Origin of the sequence: Evansella tamaricis (genome assembly GCF_019042215.1) — a bacterium.
Lineage (GTDB): Bacteria > Bacillota > Bacilli > Bacillales > Salisediminibacteriaceae > Evansella > Evansella tamaricis.
Map to the genome: position 1 here is coordinate 25767 of NZ_JAHQCS010000066.1, position 13858 is coordinate 39624.

General features: G+C 35.6%; 14 protein-coding genes. 4 read left to right on the forward strand and 10 right to left on the reverse strand.

The window, feature by feature from the left end; genetic code table 11:
- Positions 1 to 20 precede the first annotated feature (20 nt).
- Positions 21 to 746, reverse strand: a complete 726-nt coding sequence (gene tatC, locus KS419_RS06210; protein ID WP_217065216.1) for a twin-arginine translocase subunit TatC — start codon at positions 744 to 746, stop codon at positions 21 to 23.
- Positions 747 to 829: 83 nt separating this feature from the next.
- Positions 830 to 1015, reverse strand: a complete 186-nt coding sequence (locus tag KS419_RS06215; protein ID WP_217065203.1) for a twin-arginine translocase TatA/TatE family subunit — start codon at positions 1013 to 1015, stop codon at positions 830 to 832.
- Positions 1016 to 1258: 243 nt separating this feature from the next.
- On the opposite strand from KS419_RS06215, the gene KS419_RS06220 reads away from it, so the two are divergent.
- Positions 1259 to 2158, forward strand: a complete 900-nt coding sequence (locus KS419_RS06220; protein WP_217065204.1) for a diacylglycerol/lipid kinase family protein — start codon at positions 1259 to 1261, stop codon at positions 2156 to 2158.
- Positions 2159 to 2217: 59 nt separating this feature from the next.
- Here KS419_RS06220 and KS419_RS06225 read toward each other — a convergent pair whose 3' ends face one another.
- Positions 2218 to 2958, reverse strand: coding sequence for an NRDE family protein (locus KS419_RS06225; RefSeq protein WP_217065205.1), 741 nt, complete (start codon positions 2956 to 2958; stop codon positions 2218 to 2220).
- Positions 2959 to 3231: 273 nt separating this feature from the next.
- Between KS419_RS06225 and KS419_RS06230 the strand changes: the two genes are divergently transcribed.
- Both KS419_RS06230 and KS419_RS06235 read left to right on the forward strand, forming a co-directional pair.
- Positions 3232 to 4278, forward strand: a complete 1047-nt coding sequence (locus KS419_RS06230) for a toxic anion resistance protein (RefSeq protein ID WP_217065206.1) — start codon at positions 3232 to 3234, stop codon at positions 4276 to 4278.
- 30 nt (positions 4279 to 4308) lie between these two features.
- Positions 4309 to 5211 carry a hypothetical protein gene (locus KS419_RS06235; RefSeq protein ID WP_217065207.1) on the forward strand — a complete coding sequence of 301 codons (903 nt, stop codon included), beginning with the start codon at positions 4309 to 4311 and terminating at the stop codon, positions 5209 to 5211.
- 396 nt (positions 5212 to 5607) lie between these two features.
- On the opposite strand, the gene KS419_RS06240 is transcribed toward KS419_RS06235, so the two are convergent.
- The 3 genes from KS419_RS06240 to sigI form a co-directional block, all read right to left on the reverse strand.
- The gene (locus tag KS419_RS06240; RefSeq protein ID WP_217065208.1) at positions 5608 to 6546 is read right to left on the reverse strand and encodes a DUF5667 domain-containing protein; all 939 of its coding nucleotides are present in this window, start codon (positions 6544 to 6546) and stop codon (positions 5608 to 5610) included.
- 113 nt (positions 6547 to 6659) lie between these two features.
- On the reverse strand, positions 6660 to 7850 hold the full coding sequence (locus tag KS419_RS06245) for an anti-sigma factor domain-containing protein (RefSeq protein ID WP_217065209.1): 1191 nt from the start codon (positions 7848 to 7850) through the stop codon (positions 6660 to 6662).
- Positions 7847 to 8575: an RNA polymerase sigma-I factor gene (sigI, locus tag KS419_RS06250; RefSeq protein WP_217065217.1), complete on the reverse strand. Its 729-nt coding sequence runs from the start codon at positions 8573 to 8575 to the stop codon at positions 7847 to 7849. The genes KS419_RS06245 and sigI overlap by 4 nt, the downstream gene beginning before the upstream one ends.
- Before the next feature lie 484 nt (positions 8576 to 9059).
- Between sigI and KS419_RS06255 the strand changes: the two genes are divergently transcribed.
- A complete protein-coding gene (locus tag KS419_RS06255) occupies positions 9060 to 10025 on the forward strand; it encodes a DUF2777 family protein (RefSeq protein ID WP_217065210.1) in 966 nt (321 codons plus the stop codon).
- Positions 10026 to 10231: 206 nt separating this feature from the next.
- On the opposite strand, the gene KS419_RS06260 is transcribed toward KS419_RS06255, so the two are convergent.
- The 4 genes from KS419_RS06260 to KS419_RS06275 all read right to left on the reverse strand — a co-directional run bounded on the left by KS419_RS06260 (position 10232) and on the right by KS419_RS06275 (position 13677).
- A complete protein-coding gene (locus tag KS419_RS06260) occupies positions 10232 to 11719 on the reverse strand; it encodes a PH domain-containing protein (protein ID WP_217065211.1) in 1488 nt (495 codons plus the stop codon).
- A complete protein-coding gene (locus KS419_RS06265; RefSeq protein ID WP_217065212.1) occupies positions 11712 to 12191 on the reverse strand; it encodes a PH domain-containing protein in 480 nt (159 codons plus the stop codon). The genes KS419_RS06260 and KS419_RS06265 overlap by 8 nt, the downstream gene beginning before the upstream one ends.
- A gap of 11 nt (positions 12192 to 12202) precedes the next feature.
- Complete coding sequence (locus KS419_RS06270) at positions 12203 to 12406, reverse strand: hypothetical protein (RefSeq protein ID WP_217065213.1); 204 nt, start codon at positions 12404 to 12406, stop codon at positions 12203 to 12205.
- A gap of 143 nt (positions 12407 to 12549) precedes the next feature.
- Positions 12550 to 13677, reverse strand: coding sequence for a conserved virulence factor C family protein (locus KS419_RS06275; RefSeq protein WP_217065214.1), 1128 nt, complete (start codon positions 13675 to 13677; stop codon positions 12550 to 12552).
- Positions 13678 to 13858: the final 181 nt, after the last annotated feature.

Sequence of the window (13858 nt, forward strand, 5' to 3'; positions counted from 1 at the left end):
AACTCCATGGGAGTTGTTTTTTATATTTCTGTTGACTGGTCCATTTCCTTTTCTCTCTTAATCTTCCTTCTGTAAACTACTCTCGACAGGCTAATACTCACTTCATAAAGTAGAAGTAATGGAATGATAACTAGCACATCGGACATAAAATCAGGTGGTGAAACTAAAACACTCACTACAACCAATGCAAAATAAGCATACTTTCTATTTATTCTCATACCTTCAGGAGTAATAATACCTATACTTGTTAAAAACATCACTACTAATGGCATTTCAAATAAGATACTAAATGGAAGTGTCATCCGAATGATAAATTGAAAGTACTTATCCGGTGTAAACATAGTGTGAAACATACCTTCCCCTAATCCCATTAAAAAATTTAAAACGAGGGGAATGACCACGAAATAGCCGAAACAAAGTCCGCCTACAAATAGAAGAAACGACGCTGGTATGTAAGTTAAAGTCGCTTTTCTCTCTTTTGCGGTTAAGGCAGGTTTTACGAATAGCCATATTTGTAAGATTAATAAAGGAATCGTAAAGGCGAAAGCGATGATTCCAGCCAAGGAAAAGAACACCCATATAATATCTAATGGACCTAAAATAGTGAGTGTCATATCCAGGTCTTTTACAAACCAATCATAAATGTCCCGTACAAATATAAAGGCAATAATAAAGAAAAAGATAAAGGCAGCGAGTGAAATCATAATCCGCTTTCTTAATTCATCCAGATGATCGAGTAAATTCATACTTTGATCTGACACAACTAGACGCCCCTTAAACATGAAAAAGATGTAAGACGGAAGTTCCTCACATCTTTATCAAAATATATTTAATCTTGCTGTTGTTTTCTTTCCTGACTCTCATCATCTTTTGTTAATTCTTTAGTGGAGTTTTTAAATTCCTTTAACGTTTGTCCCATGGCACGGCCAATTTCAGGAAGTTTCTTGGGACCGAAAATGACTAGGGCAATAACTAAAATTAATATTAAACCTGGAATCCCTATATTCGTTAACATCTTTTTCCCCCCTCTTTTATCCAAACTGGTGGAAAGGATCTTGTATATCTTACTTTAACCATTATAAGGGTAAAAATATGAATTTACTATGATTACAATACATTCTCATATAATTTTCATAATTACCTTCTTTTATAAAGTTATTACTATGTTTATAAAAATTATTTCCCTATGTTTTTCTCCACCGATACTATTTCAAATGATATAATAAGTAGGATATGATGAACATTAAAGGAGTAACTTATGTATATAGTTATTATTAATTCATATTCCGGTCAGCGACGTTATAAAAAAGTCGTTCGTCAACTGGAGAAAAAGTTGCGTAAACCATTTGTATCATACTTTACTGATCAATATCAAGAAGATACACTATGGGACAACATCCATCAAAAACTAAATGATCTTGGGAATAAATTAGATGGTGTAATTGTAGTAGGTGGAGATGGAACACTGCATTATGTTGTTAACCACCTCCAAGATTACAATGTGCCCTATGGTCTAGTTGCCTCGGGATCTGGCAATGATTTTGGACGGGCACTCAAAATTCCAAGGAATATATCAAAGGCGATTGAAAGAATTAATTCCAATAACCCAGAAGAATACGACATCATAAATGCAAATGGAAAAAAAGTGTTATCTGTTGTGGGGATTGGGGTAGATGCGGAAACTGCTATTAGATGTCAGACTTCCCGTTTGAAAAAATTACTGAATCGTGCTTTCCTTGGGAGACTTACTTATTTAATGGTATTTTTTCAAACAATTAGACACTATGAACCCATGGAACTGGAAATCACAGATGAAAAAGGAACAGTACATCAATTTAATAATGTTTGGCTGACTGCACTTGGGAATACATCCTATTACGGGGGGGGAATCCCCATTTGCCCAGATGCTGACCCACAAGATAGTCAAATTGAATATGTCATAATTCATACATTGCCTCTAGCAAAGGTTTTAATGCGAGCGTTACCTGCAGTTTTTCTCAAAAAGCATCAAAATTTATCATGTGTTACCATACTTAAGGGAACTAAATTCCATATTAAATCAAAGAATAAAGAAGTGCCTGTCCAAGGAGATGGGGAAGAAATTGGTACAACACCTGCATGCATCCGTATCTTACCAAATGCAATACGCATCTTCTAAAATAAATATAATGAAAAGCTGTTTTTTTGTAACGTTTTACACCTAAAACAGCTTTTTCTTTAATTATTATTAATTTTAAACGTATATCTTCGATCCGTAACAGATGGTACATGAGTCCTTTCCAGAAAAGTACAATTATTTTCATTATCTACAATAATAACATTACTTGTTCGAGTTCCATATTCATTACTTTTGATAAAAACAGGGGATAACATTCTTTCAACTTCAGAAAAAGAGTTGTCATTAAAAACCGTTTCATTCTGTAACTCCTCCATTAACTCTTCTTCTAAGTCTACTTGGTTTTTAATTGATAAACTTTTTTTAATCCCTTCCCGAAGCTTGTTTACCTTCGGCCAATTGGAATTTAATGTAGGTGAGTTACTAATTGCATGCAATCCTTCCTTTAAAAGGAATGTTTCATTACTACGATTAGAAACGAAAGTTAAATCTTTTATATCACCATATAAAAGATTATAGCCTCCATATCCCTCTTTGTTGAGGATACTTTCATGAAAACCCCTTGTCCCTTGTAAGTAATTACTGACTAACTCTCCCCTTGAACTAACGTCCTTTGACTCTTTCGATTGTTCCCTGACATTGGTCAAAGCAGCAAACTTTCCCTCTTTTGTTATCCCTAACCACGTACCACCTTTTTCTAAATCAACTCCTGCTAAAATAGACGGGTATTTTCTCCAAAATTGTGCAGCAGCAGTCTTTCGATGATAAAACTCATCCCTATTTGCAACAAATATAAATGGAAAACCAGGATGTTCCTTTATAGCAAAACCAAGAATACACATTTGATCCTCTCCAATTTGCCAACTATTTTTCGTAAATCATTGGCTACTTTAGATTATACTTCTATTTAAATCCCTTACATAGAGATTACAATAGAATGTATTTTTATTTCTATTGTATTTACTTCCTATTTTACGACTTTCAAAAGCTTTTGTTGTTTAGTAAAAAAAGGGAATGTATAATCTAATAGAGGGAAAATGAAACTTAAACGGGGGATTTCTCGTATATACAATCATAGACAACATCATCCAATCCTCATATTAGGAGGTAATAATATGACAAATGAAAATTCATCACAATTAACCAATCAAAACGAATATAGTGAAAAGGAAAATCAGGCTAAACAGTATGTGGAAAAAATCCGGACAGACCAAGACCTCAACAAAATATTAGAGTCCTTAGGTCGAATTGGAACAGATGAACAACTAAAAGCCGGAGAAACGTTAGAAGCCTTAAAACGTCCAGTAAAAGACATGATGAATGATCCTAACCAAGATCTCCCAGATCAGTTATCAAAGTTGAAGGAAATGGTTTCTGAACTTGAACCTAATTATCTAAACGAAGGCAAGTGGAAGCAATTTGTCAACAAACTAGTTCGAAAAAGTCCAATGGAAAAATACGCAAGGAAATATCAAACCATCGAAGCAGAAGTGGAAACAGTCATTGGTGCTCTCTTAAGCGGTAAAGACCGTCTTCAAGAGGATAGTGTGATGTTACATCAATTAAAAGAAGTTGCCAGAGAACGGATTGCAGGTTTAAATAATCAAATAGAAATTGGAAAACAATTGAATACGATGCTAGAGGAAGAATTAACAAAAGAAGAATGGCAAAATGACCCATCCCCAGTGCAAAAGGGTCAGCAAAAAGTTTTATCCCGGGTGAAAAATATGCAACAGGCAGTACTAGTTTTACAGCAGTCATTAGCATCTGTAGATATTATCGTTGAAAATAATGATAAACTGGAAGAAGCCATTTTTAATGCCATTACAATGACAAAAAATATTATTACAGTAACTGCCTCCATTCAACTTGCATTAAGTAATCAAAAGAAAGTAATTGATGCGGTTAGAAACGTGAATCAAACGACGGAAGCCATGCTATTATCCAATGCACAGCTCCTCAAATCAAATACGGAAGAAACACTTAAAACGTTAGAAGAGCCTGCAGTTGCCTTAGAGACGTTTAAGAAAGCTTATGAAGATGTATATGCTGCAATTGAAATGACAGAACAATCCAATTCTAGGATTATTGAATCAAGCAAACATTTCATCGAAGAGATGGAACAGCTAAACGAGCAAATGGAGAGAAAGCTTTTAAATTAACCTAATGTGGAATAGAACGAGGTGAACGTCATGAGCTGGCGTGAGCAAATTTGGGAACAGAAATGGTTTGAAGCGCTTTTACCTAATTATTTAAAACCACTCAGAGACCCACAAGTGGAAACTGAATTTACCAAGGATATGATTGAAGAAGCAGAGGAATTTTTGTCTGACCTCGCTTCTTTATCTGAATTGCCAAGAATAAATAAAACCTTTAAACGAAACATAAAAGGGTTTTTATTCAAGGTGAAAATCAAACCGAAAAAAATCCATTTAGAACTTCTAGATACGAAAAAATCATCAGATTCGGTGAAGAAAAGAATTTATATTACAATCTTTCGAAAACAATTTAAAGCGGAAAATGGAATGGGAAAATGCATTGATTCTACTATCTATTATCAAATTAAGAATAAAACAACAGTTAGAAGTGTACGAAGACATCCGTTATTCCAAACATTGTTTATTCAACTTCACCATTTAGATGTATCTTTGTCTGGGGGAAAACCAGAAGACATTCCCACATTAACGACAAAGGGTTCAGAAAAACTAGCAAATAAAAATGACGAAAAAAACTTAATTATCCAGCAGGCATCAAAGATTTCTACTCATTATCATCACATGGACAGCCTCATTTCAAAAAGACTTAAAAGTCTCCAAGGAACCATTTCCGAATGTTTAAAGGAAATTGAACTTCTGGATCTGGAGGAAAAACATCATGTTAAACGTTTAGTAAATCAAGACCTCCCTAGTCTATTGGAAACTTACCATAGTCTTTCATTTGAACAAAAAAAAGAAAAATATGAAGATGTACTAAACAGTCTTCAATCTATGCAAGATTTCTTGGATAAACTTGCCAAAGATGTTCAATCGTCAAGGATGGATCGAATGGACCACCTTCTCCGATTGAACCGACTAAGATATTCTGAAGATGATTAAGAAGGCTCAAGGCGTAGATGGGAGGCCACTGAAAAAGTATCTTACAACTTTTTCAGTTCCTTTTATTTGTATGGGAATGGCTTCACTCGTCGCTCACCTGATAGGAGAAAACCGCTCCTATCAGGCTTTTTAAAGATTGCGACGGCTACGCTCATTGCTTTTAGGTACAGTAAAAGTGGAAAAGCACCACTTTTTTTCTGTACCCTCTCCAAATGGTGCCTTGAGACAGAAAGTTATTTAGTTACATAGATTTATACTATCAGCATTTTTAGAAGCGGCAGGACAAAAGTGTTTTAAATAATGAGTTATCCGAACGGATTGATAGTATTATACCTCGCTAACTTTGTTTATTGTTCGATCCCAGTTTAAAGGGATTAATAGTTCCAAAACCTTTTTCTATCTGTTTTTACCCTTTCCATTTCCAAACGCATTACCATTTCCCTTATTATTATTGTTTTTTCCTACTGATGGACCATTTTTATTTTCGCGACCTTTTTTATCTTTTATTTCTGTATTTTCTTTCTTCCCTTTTTCCTTATTACCTTTTGTTTCATTCTTCTTGTTCTTTCGTTCCTTCTCAATATTCTCTTCGTCAATGGCTACTTGTATGATTACATCATCCATAGTTGGTTCTTCATCGATAATAACTTCCAATGGTCGTTCCTCTTCCCCTTCATCAAAAACAAGGGATGGATCAATTCCCATTTTACGTAATTTCCTCTCAACATTCCTCGTTAATGCTGCTACAGCTTTTGGATTATCTATTTTTTTTATGTTTTGGAGTAAACTAAGAATGGACGGATGTGGAACCACATCATCTATAGCTTCTCCTTCAAGATCTTCTGCCATTTCTTCTTCCACAATAATTTCGTGCTCCTCCACTGATGAATCCTCTTCTGTTAAAACTACTTCTCCATTGTTTACCACATCATACGGTACCTCTGACGTATATTCTTTTGATAATAAGTAATGATTAAGGGCATCTTCTACCACTGATTCTGCTTCCTCAAACATTCCACCCTTCAATAACGTATTGGCAGTATCCAAACGCTCTTGAGTAAACTGTGCCAATAAATGTGCTTTCCCATAATCACTTAGTGCTAATTTAAATTGTAGTGATTCCATCGCTTCATACACAAAATGAAAGAATGATCCTGGAATAATCCTTTGTACTTGTTGAATCTCTTCTACAGATATGTCATTCTCCTCCAATAATTGAGAAAGATCAACAGATGGAATATCACTGCTATCTTCTGCAAAGCTTGCAATTGGAAGTAACAAAACAGATAAACCAATAATTGAAATTTTGAATAATAATGTCCTTATACTTTTCATTTTTTCACCTCGTTTTATTTTTCTATCATAATGTTCGGTATAAGATTGTAACTTAAGGGGATAAAAATAAAAAAAATTCTCTAATAGGAGACCTATTAGAGAATTAATAATAATTATTTATTCTTTGACTTATTATTTTTCTGACCTGGGTTATCATTATTATGTGGATTTCCCCCACCATTTCCTTTATTATTGCCCTTTCCAGGCGACCCATTTCCTGGACGGTTCTCCCGTATATTATCAGAGATGTTTTTCCCTGAATTGTTGCCCCTTGACTTATCTGCCGCTCGATTGCCGTTCCTATTTTTATTTTCACTCTTCATATCAGAAGGATGTTCTTTTAATTCTGCCTCTCCTTGTTCTTCTTCATTTACAGAACCCTTTTTCTTTCCCTTTCCAGGATTATTATTTGATGGGTGATTCTCCCCTTTTCTGTTCCCTGGATGAATATAGTATTCTATATGATCCTGTTTTGTTTTAAACGATTTATCCTTATCCACATCTGCAGGATCGTGTGATAATTGTTTCCCGTTCTCTGATCGAATAATGGTAATTGTTTCATTTACAACGATGTTTTCTAACTCGATTCCAGCATTCAATTCAAGTTCTTGTATTGTCCTGGCATTGACTTCTTGGAGGTTTAGCTCGATTCCATTTTCTTTCGCCTGTTCAAACAATAAATACTTTGGAGGAGAAATAGAATATTCCTTTGCTTCTGCCAATAATTCTTGATCAACAGTCAAAGAAATAAAATTAACAGCATATTTCTCTTGCATTCGTTGAGTCCATATTTCATAGTCTTCTCCCCAGAACTCATCTATCGTTAATATTTTCGGACTGGTAATATATATATCATTCCAGTCTGAAAGATACCCCATCTTATTCCCTTCCTCAATGACAACAGTCATTGCTTCATTCAGAGACAACCCCTCTAAGTCTGTAGTAATTTGAGTAAGTAGTAAGGATCCTTCTGGATTATAACCATGTGTCTCTATCACATGATAATCCTGATTAACTGTAAACTCGATACTGGGATTCATATCGATCATAATTGTTCCAAATACTTTTTCCCCCGTAAATAAAGGTATGACAGGTAATAGTAATAAAAAAAGAACAACTGCCGCTATTTGCATACTATAAGATTTATAAATTGAACTTTGAAGATGGATGGGAGTTAAGGGAATATATGATACTTCATCTCCTAAACGAACAGTCGTATCCAGTTTAGCCCTGATAAACTCCCCTTCATTCGTCATGATAACCATGAACCGCTTCTTCTTTTCCATCACGATTCCTTTTTTCATGATAACCATCCCTTCAAATAATCCCGGAGATACTGAAAATCTTCCATTAAAATAACACATAATGCAATAATATATTTCCGGTTCCGTTCAATTGTTTTTCTGCTCATGGATATTCTCTTAGATAATTCCTTCATCGGTAATCTCTTTTTCTCTATTAAATACAGTCTCATTTCTTCTTCTCCGACGACACAATTTGCAATTTGTAGCATGTTCTCCCTTGCATCTTTATGTTTGGGAGATTGCTTGGAAACATCTGATAGAGATATGTCATAGATCCTTAATTTTTCTTGTAATTGAATTATTTCATCTCGTCTGTATTGGCTCTCCAAATGATGTTCATAATTTTTTACTGAAGCATGAACTTCAGCAGCGTTTTCCATATTTTCCTTATCCTCTTCCGTATAATCTATGGATAAGGATACTCTCCTTCTCTGCTCGTAGCGTATGTAATCAATTACTCTTCTTTTAACCACTAACGCAGCAAACGCTAAAAAAGAGCTCCCTTTTTCCGGTGAGTATTGCTGAATTGCTTCGTCAAAAGCCATGAGTGCAATACTATACTCATCATCAACAGAAGGACTAATATATCTTTTACACACTTTAGAGGCGGTTTTACGGATAAACGGGATATATTGTTCAATGAACTGATTTTTCTTATCATTGTTCCCGTTTTGAATTTGTGCAACAACTTCTTCTACAGTATGTTTTCTTTGTTCTTTTGTCATCAGGCGCTTTAACACCAAAAACACCTCACATATCTGTCATTATTTAAACTTCGTTTTTCAATTCATATATATGGGGGTACTATTTAATATTACCTATTTTTTTTGGAAACGGGAGGTGTCCAATCTCCTATCTATAAGTTACATTTTTGTATTAAAAGGTTTACAATTTAATAACGTTCCGCTACAATAACTACAAATATTTCCATCGTGATCGTTAGGGGTTACCAGAATTCAATGTTCATCATACAATAACAACACCTCTCATTCGAATGCTCCTAATTTGGATAACGAAATAAATAGGACTTTAGTCCCTAAGGAATGAAGTTCATTGATCCAAGTATGATCACATTGTTTTCCAGACTAGCTAATTCATGACATCTAACGTTAATTCAAAGTTTCATGGTGTCTACTTCTGGTGAATGTATTATAATAGGAGTATCATTTTAAATGAAATAATGGAAAGAACATCAAAGTGGGGATTCAAATGGATCGAAAAACTGCAAAACTATATATTGGTAAAAAAGTATTAGTTAATGAAGGTAACCAAGGTCAATATATTGCAACTTTAGAAGATATGGTTGTGGAACCAAATAAACCTTGGCGTGGCATCGTGCGGATACAAGGTGTTTATGAATACCCGAATTATTCAATTGATACAATGGAATTAGTTCATCCATGCTTCAAGGAAAACGAACGTTATGAATGTTCGGGGCAACGGATCGAACCCTATTCCCATTCTTTTCCATACAATTACAAAGAGTCCCTTGCCCTTTCTTTGAAGGACAAATGGGATGAAGTCCATCAGGTGAACCAAGATACAGAAATTATCCTGTCACTTATCCAACAGGAACTGCGCCGTTTGCATTCTGAACACCTTATTTTTGAAGCATCTTATGTCTATTATCAGCTAGTAAAAAAAGGACGATCTATTTACATTTATGACGAATCCAAACGAGAAACTCTGTCAATTGATGGTTGTCCCTTTGAGTTTGAAATACACGTTAATGGCGAATGGGTTCAAGCCTTATATATCAGCGGTATGTCCTTTGAAACAGAAGACGGTGAACAAGTGGATTTAAAACACGGTTCTACAGTCCGATTGAATAAAGCACAATTTGATCCTTATCGCATGCTTATAAATGAATTGGAAAAACCTTCTCTCCATGCTTTGGAAAAGGGGTTAAAAAAGTTAAACATTGGGCATGAACATTCTGTTTATTGTCACAACTCCCTATTAATTAAATTGTTGACTTCTTTTAACAAGGATAACTTTAATGGAGTGAATTTCATATCTTATGCCAACAACCAGAACCAATTCGTTGTCCAGCACCATTATGAGAGATCTGTCAGTGAAACAGAAGAAAGTACAACATTTGATCGATTCGAGTTTACTTCCGATTCTGGAGAGCGGATATTAACTACCTATGCAACTCAGTTTTCACGGGATTAGGAAAACTTCAATCGCCTAAGCTCACAAGTGGAGGCGATTGTTCTAGACAATGCCCGGAGGTGCCAAAACTTATAAATTCTTATTCTTTTAGGAAAGAAAGGCAAGCTCCTTAGCATTTAGGATGGCGTGACCATTTTAACTTTTATGCTCGTTTTCGAAAAGTAATGACAAATTAGGATTCGAAAACCAAAACAACCGCTGAAGAACTAGTCTTCGCGGTTGTTTTCTGTTTCCTCATATGAATACCATAAATAACATTCTTCGCTTTGTTCCTTACTAATATGCCGAAGTGTGAATGTCTTTCCGATGATGCTAGTAATAATAGATACATGTACAGAAAAAAGTAGGTCAAACTTTTGAAGGAATGTTTGGGTCGTTGTCATTGCCTGGATTCTCTTCCTAGGTATGAGTACTTCTGTCCTAGCAATTGCCCTCGACCTAATCCATAACAGTGATTCATTTTTCCCTATCCCTGCATCAACATATTGCCAAAAACCATATCCAGCTGCCATGATAGGTAGCAGGAAAGATATCCAGCCATAGGATAAGAAATACGTTAATAAGCCAGCAATAATAACGGATGGAAAAATCAGTCGTACGATGTATCTCCGTACACTCTCTTTCGGAAGTGGAGTGTATACCATGTCAACCGCATATTCCGGCAGTACATTTTCTAATATTTGAGTAACTTCCTTCCTCTTACATAGTGGAATTAAAATAGTCGAAAGATCCTCTTCTTTCCGTCCACCACCGGCACTTTCCACGTAAACAGACACAAATCCAAATGGCTGCCTTAAAATATTTTGTACGATCCTTACGGAAGTTATCCTCGTTGCAGATAAAGTTAAATTTCGTCTCTCTAGAACACCACGGGTGATATGAATCTCATCCAATTGTTTTTCAATTTGAAACATCCCATACTTTAGGAGTGTGCTTATTAATGTAATGAACCAGCCAATAAATAAAATTACAACAACCCAAAATCCGATAAACAATATACTGGAGTGCAATAGCCAACCAATAAATTGCTCATAAAAGGCGTCAGGAATAAATTGTTGAACTTGTGAGGTAATTGCAGCCACAAACGTTGCAGCAATCCCTATTCCACTGGAAGTAATAGCAGTAATAAATAAACGAAAACCTGTTAATTTCCACTGATATGGTTGGTCGGAAGTTGTCTTGGAAACAGATTTTTCTTCCATTGGAAGTGATTCTCCTGTTTCCTCCATTTCACTTGTTTTTTCAGCAGGGTTCTTATGAAGAAGTTCATTTTTTATTTCAAGCGCTTCCTGTTTTTTTAAAGCAACAATTCTAAATTCTGGTTCTGATCCTCCTCCGGCAGTTTCAATTCGAACTTCTACTAATCGAAAGAGACGCTGGAGCAATTTTTCATTTAAGTCAATACTTTGTATCCGTTCCTTACGTATGTAACGCCGCTTCCGAAAAATAAGGCCTTGTTTAATTTTCAGTTCATCTTCTGCTAGTTGATAACGGAAAGTTACCCATTTAATAATTCCATTTCCAAGGGATACAACTAATATTAATGAAAAGAAAATGGTATAAAACATGGTGCCGCCCGCTTGTGATGATTGCCCAAAAATTAAAACAGCAATAACTGTAAATATAAGTTCTTTCAAATTGCTTATAAAACCTATAAAGATAGCTGTTGGATGTTGTCTTTTCCAATTATTCATTTGGGTCAGCTTCCCTTGCTAGTTGTGCAATATAATCCCTTAGCTCATCTGCTTTTTCTTCTTCAAGACCAGGAATTTCGTGAACAGTTGCAGCAGTGGAAATGGTCACCGTAGATAAGCCATAATGTCTTAAAATAGGACCTTGCTTCGTATCCACGTGCTGTACACGAATCATAGGGATGATTACCCTTCTAACTACGAGTATCCCATACATAAGTTCCACTTCATTTTCATAGATTTCATAACTCCATTTTTCCCATTGAAGTTTTGGAACAAGGAAAATCTTGAAGTAACCGATAAGGAGAACTCCCAATAAAATTAGGTATATGGGCCAGACGGGAAAAGTTAAATATTTAATAAGTATTCCGTATGTTATCAGGATAAGAAAAAAGAAAAGCCATTCAAGTATCGCTACGATACGCCATACTTTTAATGCTTTTAAGTCCAATTGCTGTTTTGGTTTCAATCTCATACTATTTCCCCTTATTCTTCCAAATAAATGATCTTGACACCTTGCGATTCTAAATAATTTAGGACCTCAGCATTCAAAGTTTCATCCCGCAAAAGACCTAATGCTTTTGCAATTTCAAGCTCTTCGAGATCCCCTTTTTCTGCATCTTCTATAAGTTCAATGATCTCACTCATATGATTCGCTTCCAATTGTTGAACTAATTCATCTCTATTCATTTTTTTCCCTCCAATAGAATAACCGTATATTACCAAATACTACTCTCCATTACTCTACCATATCAATTTTCTTTTTTCCATGCCTGCTCAAAAGGAAAGGGCTCCATTTGGATCGATACCTTTAGAGCCCCAAATCATTTTATTTATTTATCAAATGCTTCCGTCATTTGTTTCCAGACAGAACCTTTTGCTTCTTCCCCACCTTCAATTCTAGCTAAAGCAAGTTTAATTTGCATACTCACTTCGAATTCTGGGTCATCTTCCCCTTCTTTCAATGCACGGATGGCTGATTCATCGCCAACTTCGTATAAAAACATAGCCGCTCTCCAACGAACTAATTTACTTGGATCCTTTAATGACTCGATCATTGCCGGAATTGCCTTTGGACTTCCTATATCTGATAATGCATCTCCTGCGGTTCTGCGTACCGTAACAGTTGGATCTTTTAAAGCTTTATATAAATAAGGTAATACTGATTCATCTTCTATCATCCCTAAATATACCGTTGCCAATCGCCGAATCGATGCTTTTTTATCAGAAAGGGCCTTTTCTAATACTTGTAAATCATCTTTTGATGGGTCCATTTGCTCTAAGATGGCAAAACGTTTTTTCCAGTCTGAATCATCTAACATTTCTGGAGTAACCTTAAGCCACTTTTTATTCGATTTTACTTTTTCTTCTGGAGATCGATGAGCTTGTTTTACCAGTTCTTCTAGTCTTTCTTCCGAATAAGTGGCTTTTATTTCTTCGGCAACTTCCTCAGCCACCTCCTGAAGTTCTCCGTATCGGGGTTTGAAATCTTCCCACTTTCTTTGCATAACAATATTGTCAGTTGAAAGAGTCGCCTTTGCAGTGGCCTCTTTAAAGATATCAGGCAGTGCCACTCTAACTTCCTCTTCGGTAGTAAACGCCTTAACCTGAATCGGTATACCTTTAAACATATGAACCTGGACCTTCACTTCTCCAAAATGATCATCTAACGTCTTCTTTTGATCGTTTTCGGCCTCTTCTGCACTGTCTCCAAAAACACCCCTCACTTTTGGAAGAATTACCTTCCAATCATATTTCGGATTCCGTTCCACTGCAATAAAGTCAGATACATGATAAACTCCCTTGACGCCTTCCACTTCAAATAAATCCTTAACAAATGCAGGAGCTTCTTTCATATTATCCTTTGTATAATTATGGCTTTTCCCTTGAGGCAGAGCTTTACTCAAGGTGAGTTTCATTGTGTTTGGACTCGGTGTTGGTTCAACAGATACTACTTTCATCTCCAGAACCCCTTTCCATATAATCTAATTTCTCTTCAAATATGGTACCATAATTCAGCAAAGGAACCCAAGGTGAATGCCTGTGCAGTTTGCGTCAACCATTTGTGGGCATATTTTTTAGTGAGTTCAGGAATGCCTCTTTTTGTTAAGTTTTTGTTGACAACGCTTTCTTGATTTAATG

Bases quoted from the DNA above. Each gene is read 5' to 3' on its own strand.
- sigI (WP_217065217.1), bottom strand. From the start codon at position 8,575: ATGACAAAAGAACAAAGAAAACATACTGTAGAAGAAGTTGTTGCACAA.
- KS419_RS06245 (WP_217065209.1), bottom strand. From the start codon at position 7,850: ATGAAAAAAGGAATCGTGATGGAAAAGAAGAAGCGGTTCATGGTTATC.
- KS419_RS06220 (WP_217065204.1), top strand. From the start codon at position 1,259: ATGTATATAGTTATTATTAATTCATATTCCGGTCAGCGACGTTATAAA.
- KS419_RS06240 (WP_217065208.1), bottom strand. From the start codon at position 6,546: ATGAAAAGTATAAGGACATTATTATTCAAAATTTCAATTATTGGTTTA.
- KS419_RS06230 (WP_217065206.1), top strand. From the start codon at position 3,232: ATGACAAATGAAAATTCATCACAATTAACCAATCAAAACGAATATAGT.
- KS419_RS06275 (WP_217065214.1), bottom strand. From the start codon at position 13,677: ATGAAAGTAGTATCTGTTGAACCAACACCGAGTCCAAACACAATGAAA.
- KS419_RS06255 (WP_217065210.1), top strand. From the start codon at position 9,060: ATGGATCGAAAAACTGCAAAACTATATATTGGTAAAAAAGTATTAGTT.
- KS419_RS06260 (WP_217065211.1), bottom strand. From the start codon at position 11,719: ATGAATAATTGGAAAAGACAACATCCAACAGCTATCTTTATAGGTTTT.
- tatC (WP_217065216.1), bottom strand. From the start codon at position 746: ATGAATTTACTCGATCATCTGGATGAATTAAGAAAGCGGATTATGATT.
- KS419_RS06265 (WP_217065212.1), bottom strand. From the start codon at position 12,191: ATGAGATTGAAACCAAAACAGCAATTGGACTTAAAAGCATTAAAAGTA.
- KS419_RS06270 (WP_217065213.1), bottom strand. From the start codon at position 12,406: ATGAATAGAGATGAATTAGTTCAACAATTGGAAGCGAATCATATGAGT.
- KS419_RS06225 (WP_217065205.1), bottom strand. From the start codon at position 2,958: ATGTGTATTCTTGGTTTTGCTATAAAGGAACATCCTGGTTTTCCATTT.
- KS419_RS06235 (WP_217065207.1), top strand. From the start codon at position 4,309: ATGAGCTGGCGTGAGCAAATTTGGGAACAGAAATGGTTTGAAGCGCTT.
- KS419_RS06215 (WP_217065203.1), bottom strand. From the start codon at position 1,015: ATGTTAACGAATATAGGGATTCCAGGTTTAATATTAATTTTAGTTATT.